A 23,973-nucleotide genomic window follows, 5' to 3' on the forward strand; every position below is an offset into this window, starting at 1 on the left:
CGGGTTAATAAATAGTGTTATTACCGTAACTTTTCAGTTGCAAATCCAAGAGAAAATTTAATAATCAGAGATCCACACTCGTCATTACAATTAATAAATTCCAACGATATCTGTGTATTTCGGCGAATCCTGTTAAAATCACCCCAAATAGTCCAATAGTTCCCGACCATCATCTATTTTTTCATGCAGACTTTTGCTGTTGTTTTGCATCATTAAAACAGCAAATAAATGAAAGATCATAAAAAGCTAATAAGAGAGTTATTTCAAAACATTTTTGAAAACCCAGGCTATGATGAAGCCATCATAAAGCGTTATTTCAGTACAGATTATGTACAACAGGTAGATGGTAAAACACTGCACTTCAGCGAATTTATCAAACACATCAAAGTAGTTAAGGAAGCTATAACATCCATGTCTGTAACTTTTGATACCATAGCCCAGGATAATGATATTGTTTTCACCAATCACCGGGTGAGGGTGACTACTAAAGAAGGTAGCACGGGTGAAGTTCACGTGATAGCTGAATTTCACATTCAGAATGGGCAGATAAACTATTGTAACGAACTAACCCGTCAGATCAGCGGCGATCCCAAGGATGGCGACCTGGGCTCACGTCATTGATCATCAACGTTAAGCTATAAAATCCACCCGAAGCAATCAGGTGGATTTTTTTATGAATAACTGATCTACCTATAAAAGCTCGCAATAATACCCGTTATTATTCATCAATTTGATGACCCTAGGCACGGGGATATGCTCTCCCTCAATCCGTAAAACACAATCACAATCTTCCAGATCAAAATTTATCAAGACACCGGGAATGTGTTGACTTAGCTTACGGATAAGCTTAACTGACTGATTTGCGTTTTGAACATTTGTTTTAAAAACCTCTACCATGGTATCTGTCATCGTTGGTGCATATGTCTGTTTAACCATCATTACTTTGTTTTTAGGAGAATAAATTGTACGGTACGAAAGGATTATTTTAAAACCTGTAGTTAATCCCGGTTGAAACGGCCACGCCTGTTTTCTTTAATTCTGTTAAAGGAGCCCCCCGTTTATCCAGGTTGTTAAACGGCACCCAGTTAACTTTTTGATCTTTATCATACAGATCAAGCTTTTGGACGACATTATATCCCGCGCTTACTTCTACTGAGAAGTTCTTGGCCAGCATATAATTGTAGTATAAAGAGGCTTTAAATTGTTGCGCCTGGAAATAATCTGAGTTCATCTTTTTTGATAAACGATAAGTGCCACCACCGATGCCAAAATCGCCGCTGAAGCCAAGGTTGCTTTTTGGGGATAATTTATAATTCAATTTTTCAGAAACCGGTAGTGTTCCTGATAAGCTTAGTTTGTCGGAAATATTCCAGTCGATACCAAATACCGGGACAAGTACCGAACCAAAGAACTGTTTAGAATAGACTACGCCCAATGAATAGGTGAATTTAGCTGATGATCTGATCTTTAACATAGCCACGCCGGTATACTGCATATCATCGCCTGAGATGTCTTTGAGATCAGAAGATAATGTTGGCACAGCCGAAATGAGCAAGGCATATTTGGGCGAAAATGCTTTTTGAAAAGTAAGGGGAACTGAAAATGAGTGAAAGTTATTGGCACCAAATTGATTGCCCATACCAGACAGGAACAAACCACTGTACCCTACTCCTGCCAGGAAAAAATCAACTTTTCCGTTTTGCATTTTGCTGTATATGGGTAAGGTCAGGTTTCCGTTCACTTGCTGTATATTCATATCCTTACCGTCGATTTTAAAGGGAGAATAAGTATAATCGGCTTGAAATGAACCTAAATTCGGGACCGACTTTATTGGTGCTGCTACACCTTCTTCTACCGGTGTACTTTGCTGTGCCTGTGCTGATAGCGCGAATGAAACTGAAACTATCGCAATTAAAGACAAGATCTTTGTTTTCATGAGTTGTTGTGTGGGGTTATTTTTTTGATAATTTGATAATTTGTTTGCCAACTGGCTACCAGGTGGATCCTCCCTTGTATACAGCTTAGCATTATTGTTTTTATTAATATTTCTCTTGAAACACGCTCAGGCTCATTTACCCTTACTCGTTATGAAAATTATTCTGAGATACAGTCAGGCTAAATCTGCTTTACCCTTAGCCTGTATTTAAATTATTTTCGGCAAATGACATTTTGATGATTAAAGCAGCTATCAGAAAACCATGAAACTACATTCATAAATTTTCTGACAGTAGTTTGTTCTTTTGTATTTCATTAGATAAGCGATGAAAAAGCATAGATTTTTAATACTACTACCATTGCTGTTCGCGGCCTGTACACAGACCCCCACTGTGCCTAATCATACGGGGGAGGACAGGAATAAACAGATTATCCAGACTTATTTTAACGAGGCCTGGAATAAAGGCCATTTGGATGTACTGGACAGCATTTTAAGCGAAAATTATATCAATCACACCCCGTCGACCTCTAATCCGCCAAAAGGTCCTGCCGGGTTAAAACCTATAATTATGGCCATACGTACCGGATTTCCCGATCTGCATTATGAAATAAAGGACATCATCGTAACTCAGGACAGGGCGGTTACACGTGTAATCATGACCGGCACCCAAACAGGCACCTTGTTCGGCATAGCCCCTACCGGAAAGCATATTGAGGTTAACCAGATCAACATTGAAAAAATTGAAAATGGAAAGATCACAGAACACTGGAGAGTGACAGACGAGCTGACCATGATGAAGCAGTTGGGTGTAGTCAGATAATACAGGGCTATCATTTTAACATTTCCCCTTTCAAAAACTTTTTAAACCTTAAATTTTAACACTTTTCTGCTCAAAAACGGGGTAAAAAGGGCTTAAAATTCATTTAAAACCATCGATTTTAACACTTTTTAACAAATTTTAACACGATTTTGAGCAGTTTTGAAAGGTTTAAAAAGTATTAAATAATTGACAATCAAATATTTCAATACAAAACAATCGATTTTTGGGTTGTATTTTCCTTTAACAAAACGGCCCGGTTCTCTTTTTTATCAGAAAACCAGGCCGTTACTTATGGTAAAAATACGAAAATTCAGGGACAAAACCAAGACAGGCAGCCCCTATTTTATCTCATCTTTACTGGCCGACAGTAAGGCCAATACATCATTCTTCAAATGATCGGGTATCAAAATAATGCTTTGGGAAACCTGCCCAATATCCTTGATCCGGACCGGTGTTTCAGGTACAGGACTACGGTAGCCTTTCAGAATAAAACAACCTTTTTCGTTTTCATATTGTACGGTTATTCTTAATTCGGTAAGCAATTGGATGTCACGATATAGCGTACGGGTACTGATATGGAATTTTTCTTTCAAATAATCAACCGTTACAACCTTTTGGGTTTGTAAAACGGCCAGCACCTCCAATAGCCTGTCTGTCCTGTTCATTTCGTTTTGTGTTTCTATACAAAACTGGTACAGTGTCGTGACAGCAGTATGTCAGTAGGACTTTAGGACTTTAGGACTTTAGGACTTTAGGACTTTAGGAACAAGGATTTCTTATCACTTATGTTTTACTTTTTGTTCCTTACTTCAAAAGTCCTTGCTCTTTGCTCTCCCAGTCCTTGCTCTAAAAGTCCAACAGTCCTAAAGTCCCAAAATCCAATATTAATCTTTCCTCAGCCTGTCTCTTTCGTCACCGGTAGTCTGTTTAGCCTGGCCGCTTGCACGGGTGCTGCCGAATGATTTGGAATAGGTTAGTTTGATGATAGGGAACTTGCTTGATTCTGTGCGCACATCTACATAACTCTTAATATTAAAAGGTTCCTGCGTTAATGTGCCATAATAAACATGCACCCGTATGCTCCTTAAAATATCGGCTACAGAAAGCTGGAAACTCCCGCCATTATTATTTAACTCCTTTTTTATACCCGCGTTCAGGGAGCCCAGACCGTTTATCCTTGTTGTACCGTTGTACCATTGCGAATTGTACCAGCCCGAAAGCTCCAATGAATACTTTTTGGGTAATTTAAATGATTCATTAAAGTTGAACGTATAAATAAAATAACTTTTCTGGAACGGAAATGCCGAATAGCCGCTTCCTTTAAACCGGCTCAATCCGCCTGTAAAACTGTAGGTCATGTCCCACCAGTTACTTACCTTAAAGGGCAGGTTTGCCTGAAAAGTGAAGTTGTTTTGATAACTCAGATTTTGGGGTGATATGTAGAGCAGGTCTTTTGACGGACCTGTACTGAGCTGGTATCGTGCTATGGGGTTATCGTCGCGACTGTAGAGCAGGGAGAACGAATAATCACGGTAATTATAGCCCAGTTTAATATTATTGGTGATGGTTGGTTTTAGGAAAGGATTGCCGGTATACACCGCTGTAGGGTCGCTGTAGCCAACGTACGATGCCAGGTCGTTATAAGTAGGCCGACTGATCCGTTTGCTATAGGACAATTGCAGTTCGGCGTTCTCATTTAGTTTTTTCGAAAATAATATAGTGGGGAACAGTACGCCCAGTTTGCGGTTAACCAGGCTTTTACCCGTGTTAGGATCGGTCATATCCGTGTAGGAATACTCGTACCTTGCCCCTACGGTCAAACTCATAGAGGGCGTTATCTGTGAGTTGAACGATGCATAGGCCGCCCCGATCCCCTCTTTCATATAGATCTCATTGGCCGATTCTGTTCTTTTAACCCAGGTATTATCCAGCAGGCTTTCCAGGCCCGATGAACTGGAGCTGGTGGTATAAGTTCCCTTAATACCTGTTTCCAGTTTCAGCTTAGGATTCAGCTGCTTGGTGTAATCTACCTTGGCTACCCCTACTTTGATAGTTGTAGCAGCAAAACCTCGTTGCTGCGGTGAGTTTAAACTATCGTTAGTCCCCGCCACCTCACCATGCTTATTAACAAAGGAGGTTTGCACCTGCGATGGGTTATCATTATGATAATAAATATAATCCGCAGCAAAGCTGATCTTATCGTTGGTGTTTATTTGCCTGTCGATACTGATCGAGCTCACCAGGTTGTTCCAGCGGTTTTGCGAAGTGTTCAAGCCATCATAAGTCAGTAAAGAATCGGGCAATACATTATAGCCTGCGTGATTTGTAGTTATAAGGGCTGCACTGCTGGTATTATAGGTGAGGTTACCGCTCAGGGTGGTTTTTGTATTGAGTTTTATATCGGCCCCTATATTGGCATTATGATCGTTCTGCACACGTTTGGCGTGGCTATCAAAAATAACTGCAACGTCGCCACCCAAAAAAGGCATATTCTGACTGCTGGTGATAAACAGGTCGGTATAGGTTCTGTCGTGCGAAAAGGTGTACGCGCCGTATAAATTTACAGTTTTTGTATTGTGTGCCAGGTTCAGACTGGCCATGCCCTTTTCGCCCCAGCCATAACCGCCTGTTGCAGAAAATGAGCCATTGGTACCCTGTTTCTTATTCTTTTTGGTTACGATGTTAATGATCCCGGCGCTGCCTTCGGCATCGTAACCGGCCGGCGGGGTACTGAGCAATTCTATTTTTTCGATATTGGCAGCGCTCATTCCGCTGAGCATATTCACCACCTGATCCATCGGCATACGCACCAGTTTACCATCCATCATCACCATTACCCCGCCTTTACCATTTAAATTGATGCTGTTGTTGCGATGATCGATAACCACCCCTAGCGATCGCTCCAAAACCTGCAGGGCGCTGCTTCCTTTGGTCATTAAACTGCTTTCTACATTCACCACCATGCCATCCGGACGCTGCTGGTACAGCGGTTTACTGGCCCTTACCACTACCTCTCCTAATTGCCGGGTACTTTCCTGCATCACGGTAGTACCGAGATCTTTATTGGCAGAGCGAGAGTTGATCTCAAAAACAGGAGAATCCCAGGTTTGGTAACCAACGCTGCTGAGCCGGAGTTTATAAGTCCCTGCTGCAATATTTTCTATGCGATAAATCCCCCTGGCATTGGTCTGCGCATTTTTTACTACGGACGTACCCGCGGCTTTAAGTAGCGATACATTGGCAAACACGAGCGGCTTGCCATCGGCTGCAACAAGCTTGCCGCTTATCTGCCCAAAAGCGTTTTGCAACAGAAGAAGGGCTAATATATTTAAACAGAGGGTTTTCGTTTTCATGACCAGTTTATTTATCCGGTTCAAAGGAATGGCCGTGACAGGTAAGAGAAAAACGAGAATGACCAGCAGCCATTTATAATTGATGAACTACACAAAACCGGATAAAAGCGATAAAAATCATGATTATGGTGCCTGATTTACCGCTTATACATTATGTGACGTAGGTGGTCAATTAATTGATGGCGTTCATGTATCAAGGCTGCATATAATAATAACAATTGCGTAGCTTTAAGACATTTAGCGATTTGCCTCTCGGAAGACTTAAAAAGCAAATGTCATTTCGAACGAGGAACGAGGAGAAATCTTCTACAACTATACAAGACGAACACTGCACGCAGCAGAAGATTTCTCACTATCGTTCGAAATGACAGGGTTGAGTTTTGGTCACTAATACTTTAGATATAATCCGACAATAAGTCTATAAATGAGCACATTAACAACCAATAAATTAAGCCAGAACTGGTTGTTTAAATACAAGCTGTACCACATTCCTTTTTGGTGCGTATATAATTATTTTTGGTATACGATTGCCGTTGGCGATGCTTTGGCAGCCGCTCACTCCATGTTTTTTTCGGCTTATACCGTCAAGATCTTTTCCTATGTAATCTTTCAGGCGCTCGCAGTATATTTTAACCTGTATTTCCTGATACCCCGTTACCTGGAAAAAAATAAGCTTACCGAGTACATCATTTACCTGATTATAACGATTGCCTGTGCTTCGTCGCTGATCAATACAGGCTATTATTTAAGCGCCCTTCTGGCTCATTGTACCATACAAAAGATGTTTGGGCCCGAAGCCGGCAGCTTTTTCCATTTTTATAACACCTCGCTCCCATCTACTTTGGCCAGTATGACGCTGGCCATGAGCATCAAGCTCACCAAAAACTGGATCCAGGCCCAGCGGAAACAACAGATCATGGAAAAGGAAAAGCTGGAAACGGAGCTCAAATTTTTAAAATATCAGTTTAATCCGCACTTCCTGTTCAACAGCATCAATTCCATCTTTTTCCTCATCCACAAAAACCCGGATATGGCTTCCGATTCGCTGGCTAAATTTTCGGGCCTGCTACGGTACCAGCTTTATGAGTGTAACGATCAGCAGATCTCACTCGACAAGGAGATCACCTACCTGAAAAATTTTATCGAGCTGGAAAAACTCCGCCAGAATAACAATGTGGAGGTGATATTTGAAGTTGAACAACCCTGTACCGAATATTTGGGCATAGCGCCTTTTATACTCATGACCTTTGTGGAGAATGCTTTTAAACATGTATCCAAACATAGTGATAGCCCCAATTGGATCAGTATAAAACTGAGCACCAACGAAGGGCAACTGGACCTGCTGATCACCAACAGCACATCGCCCGACGAAGCAAACGAAGCGGTGACTTATGGCGGCATTGGTTTAAAAAATGTACAGCGCCGGCTCGACCTGGTTTACCCCGGCCAGCACGAACTGAATATACAGCATAGCAACAATTGTTTTGAGGTTAAACTACGCTTAAAACTGAGTGAACTGGGATTTGAGAACAAGGACTTTTGGAGCAAAGAACAAGGGTTATTGGAACAAAGATAGAAAGAACAAAGAGCAAGGACTTTTGGAACAAGGATAGGTAGAGCAAGGAATAAGGACTGATAGAGCAAGAATAAAAGGAACAAAGAGCAAGGACAGATAGAGGAAGGATAAGAAGAGCAAGGATTTTTGAAGCAAAGAATAAAAAGTAAAATCATGAATGACAAGTATCCTTGCTCCTTGTTCCAAAAATCCTTAATCCAAAAAATCAAAGATGATCAACTGTGTAATTATTGACGATGAACCACTGGCACGGGAAGGCCTGGCTAATTATGTAAGGGAGGTTGATTTTTTGCAGTTGACAGGAACCTGCGAAAACCCGATCGCACTGATGAAACTGCTGGATGAGTACCCGGTGGACCTGATATTCCTGGATATACAGATGCCCAAAATGAATGGCATCGATTTTTTAAAGATCGTGCAGAATCCGCCCATGGTTATCATTACCACGGCCTACCCCAGTTACGCGTTGGAAGGGTTTCAGCTTAATGTGCTTGATTATTTATTGAAACCGGTTACGTTTGATCGTTTCTTTAAATCAGCCAATAAAGCTAAGGATTATCACCGGCTGCTAGCCCAATCGGCCCAAAGTGGTATTCAAAAAGAGGAACCTGATGCCGACTATTTCTTCATCAAATGCGGTAATAAATACGAAAAGATCTATTTCGACGATATCCTGTATGTAGAGGGCATGCAAAACTACGTGAGCATTTACACGGTAAAAGGCAAATATATGACACTGCTGAACCTCAAAAACCTGGAGCAGAATCTGGATAGCCGCGCATTTATCCGCGTGCATAAATCATACATCGTGTCCATCAGTAAAATAGAGGGATTGGAAGGCAACGAGATCTTTATCCAAACCCACCGCATCCCCATCAGCCGCAATTACCGCGAGCAGGTAATAGCCCAGGTGGTGGAGTGTAAGCTGTGGGATAAAATCAAACTGTCTTGAGGATATTAAATTGGCCTGTCACCCTGAGCTTGTCGAAGAGTCGTGTGCAGAGTCCCTACCTGGACAGCGCAGTCGCTCGGCTCCAGCCGAGTGACCGTTATTACCCGGCCTCCGGCCGCTGTAAAAAGCAAGATTATATTTGTTTCGCAGGCCAGAGGCCTGTAAATAATCGTCACTCGGCTGGAGCCGAGCGACTGCATGAGGGGCTGTCACCCTGAGACCGTCGAAGGGTCGCGCGCAGAGGCCTGCCCACCATGCTTCGACGGGCTCAGCTGACACCCCTTTGTTAGCATCAACCACACCTACCCATATATCTCCTTACTCAAAAAATCATTCCTGAACTTTCCTTTCGGATCATACTCAGCAACCAGCTTTTTAAAATCGTTCAGTTTTTCATAGCGCGATTCCAGTACTTTGGGCGCCATGGTAAATATTTTGCCCCAATGCGGGCGCGCGTTAAATAGCGAAAGTTCTTTTTCAATCAGCGGCAATAGTTTTAATACGGCAGCTGTTTCCTGTTTCCAGGTAAAGTGAATGGTAACCGAGGTTTGATTATGGCATGGGCTCATCCATAATTGATCGGCGGCAATGGTACGGATCTCGGTGATGAACAAATGCGGCCCTATTTGTTTACCCAAACGCGCTATGGCGGTTATGGCTTCTACAGCGTGATGGATCGGCACAAAATACTCCGATTGCAGCTCTTTACCGCTGCTGGGTGTAAAACCCATCTTAAAGTGCGGCAGACGCTCATACCAGGGTCCGGGTACCCCCATTTGTTCGGTACAGTTTTCGGCAGAAAGCGCGATGATGGGGTGTACATTTTTTGTAGCGGCTTTAGCGCCATAAAACTCGGGGCCGTTATGATCTTTATCGGTACCGATGCGGCTTTTTATCCAGACCTCGTTGATGCTGTCATGCTGCCAGTCGGTAAATAAACTAACGCTGTAGCCGGCAGACACTATTTTTTCAAAGTTTTGCTTTACCTGTGCCATAGGCATTTGGGTAAATACCCGCTGCTGCATCATAAAGGTTGGTTCCACCTGCAAGGTTACTTTGGTAATGACGCCCAGAGCACCCAGGCCAACCACAGCCGCGTTCAGTTTTTCGGCATCCACGGCTTTGGACAGATGAACGATGCTGCCATCAGCCTTTACAATTTCCAGGGCGGTAACCGCGCTGGAAAGATTGCCATTTTTAACACCGGAGCCATGCGTGGCCGTGGTGATAGATCCCGCTACCGAAATATGTGGTAAGGAGGCCAGGTTATTGAGGGCGAAACCTTCTTTATGCAGGTATGGGGCCAGTTCGCCGTATTTGATACCGCCTTCAACCGTAACGGTATGGGCTTTTTTATCGAGACTGATAACCTTGTTCAGCTCTTTGGTGGAGAGCAGGTTGTCTTTACTATCGGCAATGGTATTAAAACAATGTCTTGTGCCCAAGACCTTAAGTTTGGTATGCGTTTTAACCAGTTGCTGAACCTCCTGAACCGATTTGGGGTAGAACACATGATCGGTGCTGAAGGTAAGGTTACCGGCCCAGTTTTTTAATCGTGGGGCCTGGGCCCAACCCTCTAACGATGACAATAACGGTGTAGCCATTAAGGTGGTGCTTAATTGAATAAATGTTTTTCTTTTCATAATGCAATAGGTTATTACAATGTAACACTAAAAATTAAGAATCAATAAAATTTCAATCCGGGGTGTTTTTTTAACCTCTTGAGAATCCATGATATTTATTCATTATTAAAAACATTTTGCAGGTATAATGCTTTAATAAATAATCAATTAAACCAAACAATTAATACCGTTATGAAACACGCATTTATTTTTGGCACCAGCATATTTTTAAGCCGCCAAAATACCCTGACTTACACAGACGGTGATAAAAACACCGAATTTTTAAAGGTACTTTCATTTTATAACCATCAACGGGGCTCGGAAGACCGTTCGCTCGTTATTGATGCCAACATTACTTCTTTATCCGGCGAGGTCATCAAAATAAGTGGTAACCGGCTGGAGAGCGGGCCTTCATCTGTTCACGTTGAAAGTGAGGTTAATCGGGTTTGGGTGTTTCAAACCGGTCATCATGAACCTGTTTTAGATGTTTACCAGCTAAATGAACACGAATTTCATGGTTTAGGCAGTCATATTGTTAACGAGATAGGCGTACAACACCCAGATGCGGTATTAACCATTAAAGGTAATTTTAAGGTTGATGGAGCCCACTTTATGATCGAGAATGAAAAGATGTTCATCAATCAAAACGGTTTTGCCAATGGCGTGGAGAATGCGCATGAAGGCATCCTGTTATCTGCCGGTGAGCCAACTCATTAAGTTATAATTAAATATTACCTATTTTTAAAAGGCCCTTGGATTGTTTTCTGAGGGCTTTTTATTTGTTTGAACATTTTTTTACGCGTTTAACCGCCAAAGCCTTAGGGTTAATTAACTTTTGAATAACTTTGACTTTATTTTACCATATTCAATTTAAACTGGACTGTGTATGTTGAATAGGCTGTTATGAAAGTATAACCAAAATGGGGCCCTATAACGATAAGCTGATTACTATAGATGATTCTGAACTTTGGGATCTGTTTAGGGATGGCGATGAAGTGGCCTATACCCAGCTTATACAAAAATACTCCAAACCACTTTTTAACTACGGCTATCGCATTTACCAGGATAAGGATTTTTTGAAAGATTGCATTCAGGATGTGTTCCTGGAGCTATGGAACAGAAGGCTGCGGATTAGTCCGACCCCGGCCGTGAAATGGTATCTGTTTAAAGCCGTGCGCCTGCGGATATTCCGCGAACAATCTAAATGGAACCGAAGTGAGGCACTTGATGATAGTTATGAGTTCCTGGTTGAATTCAATATCGAATCAAAAATGATAACCGACCTGGAAACAAAAACCTTAAGCTCCAGGATACAACAGATATTAAACACCCTGCCTACCCGTCAGCGCGAGATCATGTACCTCCGTTTTTACGAGAACCTTGATTTTGATAACATTTCGCAGATCATGGAGATCAGTAAACAATCGGTTCATAACCTGCTGCAAAAGGCTTATAAAAACTTCAGAGCGGAGTGGGTTATCCTGATGATCGCTTTTTCGAGCCTCAATTTGTAAAAATTATACAACTGTTTATCAGACGGTTATAATCAATCTACCAAAAACTTCCATTTTTTTACCCGTCAGGAGGGTAATATTCGGCGCATTCGGAATATATATGGTAATAACCAATTGAAATCAGTTCCAGGTGACCAACTATACGAATTACGAAGTCGAAGACTTTTTGCATGACGATTTTTTTATTGACTGGGTTTTAAAAAACCAGTCGGCACACCAGGTATTCTGGGAGCAATGGCTTATGGAAAACCCCGGCCGGAAAAAGATCGTTGACCAGGCGCGCGCTATCATATTATCTATCCGGGTTAACCCGCTGAAAGATGAATTGACAGATGCCGAGATAAACTCCATGATAAGCCATATCCGGCAACAAGCTCTTGAGCTGGATGAATCAGACGTAATCAGACCACGGTTTTATCAAACTGGTTGGTTCCGCGTTGCGGCTACGGTTGTATTGGTTGCCAGTGCAGGCTTCCTCTTTTTTAAGAATAATACCCGTCAGGCTCGTCCCTCCCAGTCCGATCCTTTTTTACAAGTGATTAATCATACTCCGAACTCAAAACTGGTGCAAATGAGCGATGGTAGTCTTGCGGTTTTAAAACCCGGTTCGGGACTAAGGTACTTGCGATCATTTCATGATAAAAGGGAGGTTTTCTTAGATGGTGAAGCCTTTTTTGAGGTGCATAAAAACCCTCAAATGCCTTTCCTGGTACATAGCCATGATATGGTAGTGCGGGTATTAGGCACTAGCTTTACGGTAAAAAGCATGCATAACAACCAGGATTTTAAGGTAGTGGTAAACACCGGCAGAGTATTGGTGTACAATCAAAAAGCCACAACAAAAGCAGGTAAGCATCAATATGAGGTTATCTTAACCCCTAATGAGCAAGTAACTTACGCCGAAAAACAACTAAGCTTTAAGAAAGAAACACTCACAGTGCCATTAAGCCTCTCAAAAGAGATAGCACAAAAAGAATTCACATTTGACAATGCCCCCCTATCCGCGGTTATTGACCGGATAAATAAGGATTACGATGTAAATATTGAATATGATAAGGCTAAACTGGGAAACATCAGCCTTACTGTATCTATTTCAGACAGACCACTGGACGAAAAAGTTAAACTCATATGCAAGGCTATTAATGCCAACTGCGAATTCACCGATGGCCGTATAATTATCATCGGTCAAAACCCAAACCCTATACCAACCAATTAACCTATTATTAAACCTATTTAATATGATGAGAGAAAAAAGTACTTAACTCCACCCAAAAAACAAACCGGCAATATTTGCGGTATTGCCGGTCCAAATGTTTAGCCCCACAAATGATCGAAACTCATTTACTGTAACCTTTAACAAGGTTGAGCGGGGCTTTTTTGTCAAGTTATTAACGAATCATTAACTCTAACCAAATTTATGAAATATAAACCTATACTCGTAAAAATAATGAAGATCACATTTTTACAGTTAACATTAAGTCTCTCATTATTAGGAAGCGCAATTGCAAAAGATGGTAAAGCGCAGGCTATTTTAGATACGAAGATCACTGTAAGCGAAAGTAATACCGCGCTAAAAACGGTAATAAAAAAGCTGGAGCAGAAATACCACGTTAACTTTGTGTTTAGTCCGGCCCTGATCAATGATAACCAAAAGGTTAATGCCTCATTTACAGATAAAACTTTAGGAACCGTATTGACCGAGCTGTTTACGCCGCTTAACCTGGCTTATGAAGTTTCGGGCGATGTGATCGTGATCAGGAATAACCCCTCACAGGTAATTACCAGAAGAGCCGATCTGGACATGACCCAGGCCCCTATCACAGGTACTGTTAAAGATGATAAAGGGTTGACGGTTCCTGGTGTTACGGTAACCATTAAGGGCACTAAAACCGGAACTGTTACAGATATCAATGGTAATTTTTCGCTCAATGTAAGTCCGGGTACTGTGTTAGTCTTTACTGCCATAGGCTTTGAGCCAAAGGAAGTGCTTGCCACTGCCGAGCCTCTTAAAATCACCCTGACAACATCAAACAATAATCTTGCAGAGATCGTAGTGGTAGGCACCACCTTCAAAAAAGGCGATCTTACCGGTTCTGTAAGTAACGTAGATGCCAAAACATTGGAGGAACGCCCGGTAACCAACGTTAATAATGCTTTACAAGGTCGTGTGGCAGGTGTATTTATTGGCGGTGGTTCTAAACCAAGTGATGATGCCGTTATCAAAATTCGCGGTACCAATACCATCAACTCGGGCTCAACCCCTATTTATGTAGTGGATGGTTTGATCATGGAAAACAACCTGGGCGGCTTTAATTCCATCAACATGAATGATGTGGCCTCGGTATCCATATTAAAAGATGCTTCTGCTACCGCCCTTTACGGTTCGCGTGGAGCCAATGGTGTAGTGGTTATCACTACCAAAAAAGGCAAGAAATCAGCCGGCGATGGTACCATCAGTTACGATGGATGGGCTGGTTTCTCCAACTTCGCCAAAATGCCTGAAACTATGACTGCACAGCAGCTGTTTGATTTACGGGTGGATGCTTACGCCAACGGTTACATCAAAGATAACCCTACAGCCAACAGGCAGGATTACATTAATAACACCTTGCTCAAAACCAATGTGGCTTTCTCGCAGCAAGAGTTTGATACCAATAACAGCGGTAAAAGCTATAACTGGCTTAAAGCTATTTCACAAACCGGTTATCAGCAAAACCATGCTTTAAGCTTTGCAGGTGGTACAGACAGAAGTACATTTTACCTGAGTTTGGGCTATGCCGGCACAAAAGGGCTTATCCAGACGGTAAATCAAAATAAATATACCGGCCGTTTTAATGCCGACTATTTGGTTAAAAAATGGTTAAAGGTTGGCACCAATACCGGTTATACCCGTACCGATGATGCCCTGGCCGATGACGATTCCTATAACCAGGCGCTTAATGCCAATCCGCTTTTAAATTATGACCCATACCGGGCAGCGGCTACCAGGTATACTCCTAATTACCTCACTATATATTACCGTGCGCTTGGCCAAAACAGCAACAATAATTTTAATCCGTTCAACGCGCTTGATATTACCCGCAGGCAAAATCGTAACCGCCTGTCAACATCAAATTTTATCAATGTAAACCCGATACCGGGTCTGGATATACGCTCGACTTTTTCTGTTGATTACGGCCAGCAAAGCTACTCTACTTTTACCCCTAATAACATACAGGAAGCTATCCGGAATTACAATGGCGACGCGCGCGCAAAGGCCGAACGCTGGAACGATTTGTATTGGCAATGGGATAATACTGCTACATACAGTAAAACCTTCAACTCCAAGCATCGTATCACTGCTTTATTGGGTACCAGTGCCAGCAAACGTACCTCTGATTATACTTTGGCACAGGGCGACCGCTTTGCAAGCAACGATCTTTTATATTACAACCTAGGAGGCGCAGCGGCACAGGATAAAACTACTATTAACTCCGACTTCTATGCCTATTCTATTTTTTCGGTAATCGCTCGTTTTACTTATAGTTACGATGATAAATATTTCCTGACCGCTACTGCCCGCGATGACGGCTCTTCCCGGTTTGCTCCAGGACATCAATATGGTATTTTTCCATCAGCTTCGGTAAGATGGGATATCCACAAAGAGGATTTTATGAAGCAGCAGAAGATATTTAACCAGTTAAGCCTGCGTGTAGGTTACGGCGTTGTGGGTAACCAGGATATTGCCAATTATGCTTTCCAAACGTTATATGGTTCAAAGGTATCTAACAATAATGCTTTGATAGCCAATGATGGTCGTCAGGGCAATCCTGATCTTACCTGGGAAAGACAAAAACAAGCTAATGTTGGTCTTGATATGGCATTCTTCAATTCGCGCCTTAACGTTACTGCCGACGCGTTTTATATCAAAAACGATAACCTCTTGCTTGATCGCGCGCTGCCAACTACGTCCGGATACAGCATCCAGGTTCAAAACGTTGGCCGGGTAGGTAACAAAGGTGTTGACCTTTCATTAAGCGGCCAGGTGATCAAAAGTACCGACTGGAACTGGTCAATATCGGGCAATATTTCTTTTGCCAAAAACAAGGTGGAGCAATTGTTTGGCAATAATGTCCAATACATCTATAGCACTTCAGGCGATAGTCGCGAAAACAATTTATTTATTGGTCAGCCGCTGCACGGCATCTACACCCTTCGTTCGGGCGGTATAGCACAGGAATCAAACCGTGCCGAGTGGCAGGGGCTCAATTATAACGGCAAAACAGTAGGTCTGGGTGACTTGTTCGCGCTGGATGTTTCGGGCCCTAACGGGGTTAAAGATGGTATTGTTAACCAATACGACAGACAGATTGTTGGCAATGAAGATCCGAAATACTATGGTGGCTTTTCAACAGACCTTTCCTATAAAGGGATAGTCCTGAACGCGGTGTTTGTTTACTCGCACGGCGCCAAAAAGATCAGCAGCTATTACGAAGGCTTGATTAACAGTGTTGGCTCAAGCATGGCTTCAACCGATCTGTTAAACCGTTGGACACCAACCAACACCAATACCAATATCCCCCGTGTAATTGATAATACCAGCTATAACCGGTACAACCCGTCTGATCTGGATTATGCTATTCAGGATGCCTCATATCTTCGTTTATCGGCATTGACTTTAGGATATAACCTGCCTCAAAAATTGCTGAATAGCTGGCATGCCAACCGTGTACGGATATACGCTACAGGTTCAAACCTGTTCTGTATCACCAAATACAAAGGGCTTGATCCGGAAACAGGTGATTATGGTTATCCGCCGGTAAGGACATTTGTTCTTGGGGTAAATTTTGGATTTTAAACTTCAATGCAAAAGATCATGAAAAAAACCATTATAAATATATTCATTGCCGGAACTGTAATATTTTCAGTTTCCTGCAAAAAATCCCTGGATCAGACGAGTTTAACAAAACTGGATGAAAGCCAGGTGTTTTCTGATATCAATCTGGTACAAACAAGTTTAAAAGGTATATACGCCAACTGGCTAAATTTTAGGGCAGACGAGCAGGGCACCGTTTTAATGATGGGCACCGACGAAACTCAACAGGGCGCCTACCAGATGAAAAGTGATGCCTCTAAAGGCGGACTTGACAGGTTTGATGGCAACCTTAATGCACTACAGGGTCAGGTAACCACCCAATGGAACCTTCGCTGGCCCCTGGTAAACGAAGCGGCCAAAATCATCAACGGTGTTGACAAACCTACGCTAAAGGCAGGTTCGGTAGAGGCTGGTATTGTGGGCGAAGCCTCTTTTTTAAGAGGATTTTTCGACTTTGAACTGGCCATGTACTGGGGCGAAATACCCATCAGAGATTTGAGCCGCGAATCGCAATTGGGCCTTAAACGGCAGCCGCTTAAAGATGTGTGGGCGTTTATTATCGCAGATCTGACCAAGGCAGCTGCTTTTTGCCCAGACAAGAATGATCCGGGCAGAGCCACAAGCGGCGCGGCTCTGGCCATGCTGGGTAAGGCTTATATGTCGGCCCCGGTATCAACCGGTCTGCGTGATTTTGACAAAGCCCGCGATTGTTTTGAAAAAATGATGGGTAGATATACCCTGGTACCCTATAAGGATCTTTGGGATTATAACAAACCCAACACCGCCGAAGCCATCCTGGAGTTCCAGTATAGCCCTGTTTCGCCAAATAATAATAAAGTACAGTTTCAGATAGGATCACGCGCGGTACAAAATACATTTGGCGACGGTTGTTATTTTTCTGGGTATGACAAGATCGTTCCAACGATACATGCTTATGAAACCGTAGCCAACGGTGGTATATGGGAAGATGGCGACGTTCGTCGTAACGAAAATATCCGTTATGATTTTTCTTACTATGGTGTTACACCAACGCTTGATATTATCTCCTGGGAAGGCCTGGGTGCTGACTTTGATGAGTTAAAACCCCACGTAAAAAAGTATGAGGATTTCCGTACCGATACACATAGCGGCCTTGGTTACAACAATATGTATAACTCAGGAAAAGATATGCCTGTACTGCGTTTAGGCGATATTAAACTATGTTACGCAGAGTGTTTAAATGAGTTGAACAGAACAGGCGAAGCCATAACCGCGGTTAACCAGGTAAGGGCCCGTGCATGGGGTGGTACATTACCCAATGATAAAATGTGGACCGCGATGTCACAAAGTGATTTCCGCACCAATATCATGGATGAACGCACCCGGGAGCTTTTTGCAGAGGGTTGGCGCCGTATCGATTTGATCAGGACCGGACTATTTGTTGATCGTGTTAAAAAGTATAACAAATGGACCGCCCAATCCGGAACGATCCAGGCATTTAACACGCTTTATCCAATACCAAATACCGAATTGCAACTAAATCCTGATTTGACACCACAAGATCAAAACCCGGGTTATCATTAATCCCGGATCGATAGATCAAAGCAAAAGAGGCTGTTCTCAAAAGTATGAGAACAGCCTCTTTTTTGTTATGACTGATCATCGAATCAGTTCACTATGTTATCGTGCTTAAAGCTAAAGTATTCGATAAACTTCTTAAATCTTTTTTCTGATCTGGTGAATTGCTCCAACAGCGCTAACTGGTTTTGCGCCCTCACCAGGTTTTGTAAGGGATAAGTAGTGTGGTAATAAATATCATCATTTAAAAAATCGGTTAAAAACCGGAGCACCTGCATATAGATCATGTATTTACCAGAATAAGTAAAGTATTCCTTCTCCGCTGGCGTCAGGGCTGTACCCATAGCCGAAATGTATCCTTTATAAATGGAATAAAAACACTCTTCGTTGATTTGGATCTTTGAAAAATCACGTTCCTCTTCATTTGCCGGCGAAAGATAAGTGCGCAGCATATCCCCTACATCGCTCAAAAAATAACCAGGCATCACCGTGTCCAGATCGATGACGCATAATCCATTATGATCCTGATCAAACAACACATTACTGATCTTGGTATCATGGTGTATAACGCGTAATGGCAGCTGTTGACGATCAATCAGTTGTATATAGGTAAATAGTATTCCCTGGTATTTATAAATATCATCGATAGCAGCCGCGGCTGTGGCCAGCTTATCAGCTCCGGCGGTTGAACAAGCTTCTTTAAACTGATCGAACCGCAGTTTAAGATCATGAAATTGAGGTAAAGTGTGATGTAGTTTATGCAGATCAAAACCACTCAGTAAATAAGTAAACTTTCCAAATTGCCGGGCTGCCTCAAAAGCTTCCTGCTGATTTTTAATTTCGGTAATGGTTACCGAATTATCAATAAAAGGGAAAAGCCGGTAATACTCTTTATTATTTATTTTAGCCATGTGCTCACCCAATAATGTACGTATAGGTGCCACAAAAAGATAATCGGGCGAGGTTTGCTTAAGATAGTCTGCCAGTAGCGCCATATTTTCAGCAATAGCCTCCGGGTTTTTAAAAACATAGGGATTAATACGCTGAAGAATATAGTTTTCGGGCCCGCTAACTTTCCAGGTATGATTAATCAATCCCGTACCAAAACTTTTAATAGTATAGTTATTGGTGTTAAGTCCGTACAGTTCCAGGATCTGGTCAAGCATCATTTAAGGCAAATTTTAGCCAAACGTAATTAATTACTTATGAAAAAGCACGCGCAAACGTTTGTGTATTTTTTATTACGCATAAGCTAATTATCTTACTAAAAGACAATTATAAACACCAATAATATTTATAACGTCAATATTATAAAATATTACCTGATAACACACTTCAGAAGATTTAATAAATGAAGATGGGGCCTCCATTTCATCTGATTCTTCACCATATTTAAAATCGATACAAATGGTCACGATCAAGTGTGCATATTGCAAACGTTTGCGTGATATTTTGTGTAATTATTCGGGCCGCCTTATCAATGAAAACACTAATTTCCATTATTCTATTTAAAGTATACATCACATGAAATACAATATCAGCCAAAATAATTGGGGCGAGTTTAACGGTCACCAGATCTTTCTTTACGAACTAAGCAATGACAATGGTGTAAAAGTATCTGTTACCAATTTTGGCGCTGCTATTCAATCAGTATCAGTGCCCGATCATCAGGGTAATATGACCGATGTTGTACTGGGCTACGATGATTTACAGGGCTATGTTGAAGATCAGTTTTATATTGGTACCATAGTTGGTCGATTTGCTAACCGGATAGCCGGTGGTAAGGTAATTATCAACGGCACACCACATCAGCTTACGGTTAAAGATGGTGGTTTTCATCATCATGGCGGCAAGGTTGGCTTTAATAAAAAAGTATGGCAATCAAAGTCATTCAACAATGAGCACGGAGTTGGTGTGATATTAGAGTATCTGAGCAAAGATGGTGAAGAAGGTTTCCCGGGTAACCTGACCACCACAGTTACTTACACCCTCAATAATCAGAACCAGCTAATAGTTGATTTTGATGCGGTAACAGATAAACCAACACTGATCAATTTAACGCAGCACGCTTATTTTAACCTGGCAGGACATAACGGCGGATCAATTTTAGATCATCAACTCCTGCTACCCTTGGCAGAGTATCTGCCTGTAAATGCTATGCAGGTACCTGAAGGTACCCTTACCCCGGTGAGCGGCACCCCTTTCGATTTTACAGAACCTGTAGCAATTGGCAAACGTATCAATGAGGATAATGCTCAATTGGTATTAAGCCGTGGGTATGATCATTCCTGGGTAGTGAAAAAGCAGGACTCTGAGGAGCTGAAACTGGCAGCTAAAGTTTTTGAACCGATCAGTAAAAGGGTATTAAATGTTTTTACCACCGAACCTGCCATACATATTTATACCGGTAATTTTTTAGACGAAACCTGTATCGGTAAACAAAATAGTAACTACCCTTTCAGAAGTGGATTGTGCCTGGAAACACAGCATTATCCTGACGCGCCTAATAAACCTCATTTCCCTAGTACGTTGTTAAATCCGGGCGAGCGGTTTAAGAGCCGTACTATTTTTGAATTTGGAGTAAATGACTAACGGTATCAAACGTTTGCGGCGTATTTGAGGTGGTTGATCTGTTGATTTTATAAATATGATCAATAACTTCAATCCCGAAACATAGTTGTAAACCATCAATTCAAACTAATAAATCATTATCAAACAATAACATAAATGGACAGAAGAACATTTGTAAAAAGCAGCGCCATTGCTGCTGCAGGGTTTACCATACTGCCAACAGGCAGCTTATTTGCCAAAGATACCGGCAAAGTACGGCTTGGTTATATTGGCGTAGGTGCTCGCGGCATGAGCCATATATCTGAAGGTGCCCTGCGCGACGACGTAGAGATTGTTGCTATATGCGATACCCAGGAACACTCTTTAAACATCTGCCGGGAATATTTAGCCAAAAAAGGCCGGCCAGCAGCCAAAGAGTACACTGGAGGAATTGATGCTTACAAAAAGTTACTGGAAAGAAATGATATTGACGCCGTAATTATTGCTACGCCATGGCAGTTTCACCATCAGCAATCTATTGATGCCATGAAAGCTGGTAAATATGTGGGCTGTGAGGTAATTGCAGGTCTTACCGTTGATGAGCACTGGGATATTGTTAAAACATCTGAGAAAACAGGCGTCCCTTATATGACCCTTGAAAACGTTTGTTACCGCCGTGATGTAATGGCGGCATTAAACATGGTTAGGCAAGGCTTGTTTGGTGAATTGATACACCTGGAAGGTGGTTATCAGCATAACCTTCGGGATGTGTTGTTTAATGATGGCAAAGGTAGATACGGTGGTAAAGGAGTTGAATATGGCGCAAAAGCATTGAGCGAGGCCCAGTGGCGCACTCAGTTTAACATCGACCGTGATGGCGACCTATATCCTACCCACGGCGCCGGTCCGGTGATGAATTATATTGATATTACCCGTGGTAACAGGTTTACCAGCCTGGTTTCCTTTAGTTCAAAAGCACGAGGTTTAGCTGCATATGTAGAAGAACTTTCACCGGGACATCCTAATGCCAAGCTCAATTACAAAAATGGCGATGTAACCACCACCATGATCAACTGTGCCAATGGCGAAACCGTTTTGCTATCGCATGATACCCATTTGCCACGTCCATATTCGTTGGGATTCCGGGTTCAGGGTACCAAAGGTATCTGGATGGATGTAAACCAATCCATTTATATCGATCACAAATCAAAGGAGGACGATAGCTGGGATCCGGCAAAAGAATGGTTTGCCAAATATGATCACCCGCTTTGGAAAAAACACGATGCCGAAGCCGCAGGTGCCGGGCATGGCGGAATGGACTGGTTTGTATTTAACGCGTTCGTCGAATCGGTAAAACACAAGCGCCAAACTCCTATCGATGTGTATGATTCGGTTACCATGAGCGTGATAGCGCCATTATCAACCCAATCAGTAAAAGAAGGCAAGACACTGGAATTCCCTGACTTTACAAAAGGTAAATGGAAAGAACGTAAAAACACGTTCGCGTTAGACGATAGCGGCTTTTAAGCTTGCTTTTATAAAATTTTCAGTAATTTGAGCTGTGTTTGATCAGCTAAAAAAATTATTACCACAACTTCAAGGCTCATGGGAAAAGTACGCCAGTCTTTACCATCGCCTTGAAGTTCCTGCAAAAACCATCCTTTTGCACGAGGGCGATGTATCCAAAAAAGCATATTACATTGAAAAAGGCTGCCTGCGGGTTTGGTTCAACAATAAAGGCAAGGATGTAACCTTCCAGTTCTTTTTTGAACAGGAAGCTGTATCATCCATCGAAAGTTTCCGAAAAGGTACGCCAAGCCTGGTTACGCTGGAAACCATTGAGCCCTGCGTACTCTACTGGATCCACAAAAAGGATTATACCGCAATGATGAACGAACTTAATACCATTCCAGAGGTGCGGGAACAATTGGCCGATGTTATGCTCGACAGGCAAATTAATTACATGACGCATTTTATGTCGTTCATCAAATACACACCAAAGGAACGCTACCTAACCTTGCTGAAAGAAAAACCTCACATTATTAAGCGTATACCGCAGCATTATATCGCCTCCTATCTGGGGATTACCTCGGTTTCGCTAAGCCGCATCCGTAACGCGGTCACCAAGTAATTATTGAATTAGTGATTTACTGAATAAAGAAGCGCCTTTCATTTATTAACATTTGTTATCGCAGGCCGGCTACCAACTGCCGAAATTTGTTTAACAAATAACAAATCAAATGAAAGCAGCAGTATTATATAAAGCAGGTGAAACCCCTAAATATGCAGATTTTGCAGAACCCATTCCATCTGAACAGGAACAAGTTATTGAAGTTAAAGCAGCCAGCATCAAAAACCTCGATAAGGGAAGAGCTAAGGGTACCCATTACGATAAGCATAAAAACTATCCCGCGGTTGTAGGTGTTGATGGCGTGGGCGTATTAGCCGATGGCACCCGGGTGTATGCCGGATCAGCCTCTGGAATGATGGGCCAAAAGGCCCTTATCAACAAAAACTGGTACGTACCCATACCTGATGGATTGGATGATGTCACCGCGGCAGCGTTACCCAACCCTGCTATATCGGCGTGGCTATCATTAGCATACAAAGGTAAATTAAAGAAAGGCAATACCATATTGATATTAGGAGCAACAGGTATTACCGGAAAACTGGCCGTACAGATAGCCCGCCACCTGGGTGCCGGTAAGATCGTCGCCATGGGTCGCAACCAGGAAGCCTTGAACAACCTTGGTGCTGATGTGACCATATCTTTGAACCAATCTGACGATGACATTAAACAAGCCATTAAAGCCGAAGCAGCAAAAAATCCGTTGGATGTAGTAATTGATTATTTATGGGGAAAACCCGCCGAACTGCTATTGGGTACTTTGGCCGGGCACGATCTTAATGCTACGGCTGATCATATAACCCGTTATGTACAGGTTGGCGAAATGGCCGGCTCAGCTATTAATCTGCCTGCTGCTATCCTCCGCAGTACCGCCATTGAGCTTACCGGCGCAGGCGGCGGAAGTATCTCCAAAGAAGAGACCGCTAAAATTAAAACAGAGATACTCCCCGAGGTATTTAAACTGGCAGCGGAGGGCAAGCTATCTATCGATACGCTGGCAATCCCCTTAAAAGATATAGCTGAAGCCTGGCAACAGGATGCACAAGGTAAACGGATAGTGATTACGATGTGATACTGCTTTCACATGCCTATATTATAATCGACTCGCTT

Annotated in this window: 18 protein-coding genes; 13 read left to right on the top strand and 5 right to left on the bottom strand. The window is 42.4% G+C overall.

Annotated features, from left to right (window positions below):
- Positions 1 to 228: 228 nt before the first annotated feature.
- Positions 229 to 621, top strand: a complete 393-nt coding sequence (locus AC57BQ_RS10390) for a nuclear transport factor 2 family protein (RefSeq protein ID WP_496406211.1) — start codon at positions 229 to 231, stop codon at positions 619 to 621.
- Between the two features lie 364 nt (positions 622 to 985).
- On the opposite strand, the gene AC57BQ_RS10395 is transcribed toward AC57BQ_RS10390, so the two are convergent.
- Positions 986 to 1,936 carry a DUF6268 family outer membrane beta-barrel protein gene (locus AC57BQ_RS10395; protein WP_496406212.1) on the bottom strand — a complete coding sequence of 317 codons (951 nt, stop codon included), beginning with the start codon at positions 1,934 to 1,936 and terminating at the stop codon, positions 986 to 988.
- Positions 1,937 to 2,261: 325 nt separating this feature from the next.
- Between AC57BQ_RS10395 and AC57BQ_RS10400 the strand changes: the two genes are divergently transcribed.
- Positions 2,262 to 2,756 (top strand): ester cyclase, encoded by a 495-nt coding sequence (locus AC57BQ_RS10400; RefSeq protein ID WP_496406213.1) that lies wholly within the window; start codon positions 2,262 to 2,264, stop codon positions 2,754 to 2,756.
- A gap of 338 nt (positions 2,757 to 3,094) precedes the next feature.
- Here AC57BQ_RS10400 and AC57BQ_RS10405 read toward each other — a convergent pair whose 3' ends face one another.
- Together AC57BQ_RS10405 and AC57BQ_RS10410 are read right to left on the bottom strand one after the other, a co-directional pair.
- The gene (locus tag AC57BQ_RS10405) at positions 3,095 to 3,421 is read right to left on the bottom strand and encodes a helix-turn-helix transcriptional regulator (protein ID WP_496406214.1); all 327 of its coding nucleotides are present in this window, start codon (positions 3,419 to 3,421) and stop codon (positions 3,095 to 3,097) included.
- Positions 3,422 to 3,640: 219 nt separating this feature from the next.
- Positions 3,641 to 6,109, bottom strand: coding sequence for a TonB-dependent receptor (locus AC57BQ_RS10410; RefSeq protein ID WP_496406215.1), 2,469 nt, complete (start codon positions 6,107 to 6,109; stop codon positions 3,641 to 3,643).
- 424 nt (positions 6,110 to 6,533) lie between these two features.
- Between AC57BQ_RS10410 and AC57BQ_RS10415 the strand changes: the two genes are divergently transcribed.
- Positions 6,534 to 7,685, top strand: coding sequence for a sensor histidine kinase (locus AC57BQ_RS10415; protein WP_496406216.1), 1,152 nt, complete (start codon positions 6,534 to 6,536; stop codon positions 7,683 to 7,685).
- Positions 7,686 to 7,896: 211 nt separating this feature from the next.
- Positions 7,897 to 8,637: a LytR/AlgR family response regulator transcription factor gene (locus AC57BQ_RS10420; RefSeq protein ID WP_496406217.1), complete on the top strand. Its 741-nt coding sequence runs from the start codon at positions 7,897 to 7,899 to the stop codon at positions 8,635 to 8,637.
- A gap of 302 nt (positions 8,638 to 8,939) precedes the next feature.
- Here the strand turns inward: AC57BQ_RS10420 and AC57BQ_RS10425 are convergent, their stop codons facing one another.
- Positions 8,940 to 10,280, bottom strand: coding sequence for an FAD-binding protein (locus tag AC57BQ_RS10425; protein ID WP_496406218.1), 1,341 nt, complete (start codon positions 10,278 to 10,280; stop codon positions 8,940 to 8,942).
- Between the two features lie 171 nt (positions 10,281 to 10,451).
- Here AC57BQ_RS10425 and AC57BQ_RS10430 point away from each other — a divergent pair, with 171 nt between their 5' ends.
- From AC57BQ_RS10430 to AC57BQ_RS10450, 5 genes are all read left to right on the top strand, one after another.
- Positions 10,452 to 10,976, top strand: a complete 525-nt coding sequence (locus AC57BQ_RS10430) for a hypothetical protein (protein WP_496406219.1) — start codon at positions 10,452 to 10,454, stop codon at positions 10,974 to 10,976.
- A 203-nt stretch (positions 10,977 to 11,179) separates the two neighbouring features.
- Entirely contained in the window at positions 11,180 to 11,773 is a 594-nt protein-coding gene (locus AC57BQ_RS10435; protein ID WP_496406220.1) for an RNA polymerase sigma factor, read from the top strand.
- Positions 11,774 to 11,903: 130 nt separating this feature from the next.
- Complete coding sequence (locus AC57BQ_RS10440) at positions 11,904 to 12,989, top strand: FecR family protein (RefSeq protein WP_496406221.1); 1,086 nt, start codon at positions 11,904 to 11,906, stop codon at positions 12,987 to 12,989.
- Between the two features lie 231 nt (positions 12,990 to 13,220).
- Positions 13,221 to 16,610, top strand: a complete 3,390-nt coding sequence (locus AC57BQ_RS10445) for a TonB-dependent receptor (protein WP_496406222.1) — start codon at positions 13,221 to 13,223, stop codon at positions 16,608 to 16,610.
- A gap of 18 nt (positions 16,611 to 16,628) precedes the next feature.
- Positions 16,629 to 18,191 carry a RagB/SusD family nutrient uptake outer membrane protein gene (locus tag AC57BQ_RS10450; protein ID WP_496406223.1) on the top strand — a complete coding sequence of 521 codons (1,563 nt, stop codon included), beginning with the start codon at positions 16,629 to 16,631 and terminating at the stop codon, positions 18,189 to 18,191.
- Between the two features lie 83 nt (positions 18,192 to 18,274).
- Here the strand turns inward: AC57BQ_RS10450 and AC57BQ_RS10455 are convergent, their stop codons facing one another.
- Positions 18,275 to 19,354 (bottom strand): phosphotransferase enzyme family protein, encoded by a 1,080-nt coding sequence (locus AC57BQ_RS10455; RefSeq protein ID WP_496406224.1) that lies wholly within the window; start codon positions 19,352 to 19,354, stop codon positions 18,275 to 18,277.
- Between the two features lie 355 nt (positions 19,355 to 19,709).
- Between AC57BQ_RS10455 and AC57BQ_RS10460 the strand changes: the two genes are divergently transcribed.
- The 4 genes from AC57BQ_RS10460 (at position 19,710) to AC57BQ_RS10475 (ending at position 23,935) form a co-directional block, all read left to right on the top strand.
- Positions 19,710 to 20,777 carry an aldose epimerase family protein gene (locus AC57BQ_RS10460; protein ID WP_496406225.1) on the top strand — a complete coding sequence of 356 codons (1,068 nt, stop codon included), beginning with the start codon at positions 19,710 to 19,712 and terminating at the stop codon, positions 20,775 to 20,777.
- 135 nt (positions 20,778 to 20,912) lie between these two features.
- Positions 20,913 to 22,262: a Gfo/Idh/MocA family protein gene (locus AC57BQ_RS10465; RefSeq protein WP_496406226.1), complete on the top strand. Its 1,350-nt coding sequence runs from the start codon at positions 20,913 to 20,915 to the stop codon at positions 22,260 to 22,262.
- A 34-nt stretch (positions 22,263 to 22,296) separates the two neighbouring features.
- Positions 22,297 to 22,866, top strand: a complete 570-nt coding sequence (locus tag AC57BQ_RS10470; protein WP_496406227.1) for a Crp/Fnr family transcriptional regulator — start codon at positions 22,297 to 22,299, stop codon at positions 22,864 to 22,866.
- A gap of 109 nt (positions 22,867 to 22,975) precedes the next feature.
- On the top strand, positions 22,976 to 23,935 hold the full coding sequence (locus tag AC57BQ_RS10475) for a quinone oxidoreductase family protein (RefSeq protein ID WP_496406228.1): 960 nt from the start codon (positions 22,976 to 22,978) through the stop codon (positions 23,933 to 23,935).
- Positions 23,936 to 23,973 lie beyond the last annotated feature (38 nt).

Source organism: Mucilaginibacter sp. BGA-UO-ETr-C110 (assembly GCF_059567985.1).

Coding starts and splice junctions, on each gene's coding strand:
- AC57BQ_RS10390 (WP_496406211.1), top strand. CDS start 229: ATGAAAGATCATAAAAAGCTAATAAGAGAGTTATTTCAAAACATTTTT.
- AC57BQ_RS10395 (WP_496406212.1), bottom strand. CDS start 1,936: ATGAAAACAAAGATCTTGTCTTTAATTGCGATAGTTTCAGTTTCATTC.
- AC57BQ_RS10400 (WP_496406213.1), top strand. CDS start 2,262: ATGAAAAAGCATAGATTTTTAATACTACTACCATTGCTGTTCGCGGCC.
- AC57BQ_RS10405 (WP_496406214.1), bottom strand. CDS start 3,421: ATGAACAGGACAGACAGGCTATTGGAGGTGCTGGCCGTTTTACAAACC.
- AC57BQ_RS10410 (WP_496406215.1), bottom strand. CDS start 6,109: ATGAAAACGAAAACCCTCTGTTTAAATATATTAGCCCTTCTTCTGTTG.
- AC57BQ_RS10415 (WP_496406216.1), top strand. CDS start 6,534: ATGAGCACATTAACAACCAATAAATTAAGCCAGAACTGGTTGTTTAAA.
- AC57BQ_RS10420 (WP_496406217.1), top strand. CDS start 7,897: ATGATCAACTGTGTAATTATTGACGATGAACCACTGGCACGGGAAGGC.
- AC57BQ_RS10425 (WP_496406218.1), bottom strand. CDS start 10,280: ATGAAAAGAAAAACATTTATTCAATTAAGCACCACCTTAATGGCTACA.
- AC57BQ_RS10430 (WP_496406219.1), top strand. CDS start 10,452: ATGAAACACGCATTTATTTTTGGCACCAGCATATTTTTAAGCCGCCAA.
- AC57BQ_RS10435 (WP_496406220.1), top strand. CDS start 11,180: ATGGGGCCCTATAACGATAAGCTGATTACTATAGATGATTCTGAACTT.
- AC57BQ_RS10445 (WP_496406222.1), top strand. CDS start 13,221: ATGAAGATCACATTTTTACAGTTAACATTAAGTCTCTCATTATTAGGA.
- AC57BQ_RS10450 (WP_496406223.1), top strand. CDS start 16,629: ATGAAAAAAACCATTATAAATATATTCATTGCCGGAACTGTAATATTT.
- AC57BQ_RS10455 (WP_496406224.1), bottom strand. CDS start 19,354: ATGATGCTTGACCAGATCCTGGAACTGTACGGACTTAACACCAATAAC.
- AC57BQ_RS10460 (WP_496406225.1), top strand. CDS start 19,710: ATGAAATACAATATCAGCCAAAATAATTGGGGCGAGTTTAACGGTCAC.
- AC57BQ_RS10465 (WP_496406226.1), top strand. CDS start 20,913: ATGGACAGAAGAACATTTGTAAAAAGCAGCGCCATTGCTGCTGCAGGG.
- AC57BQ_RS10475 (WP_496406228.1), top strand. CDS start 22,976: ATGAAAGCAGCAGTATTATATAAAGCAGGTGAAACCCCTAAATATGCA.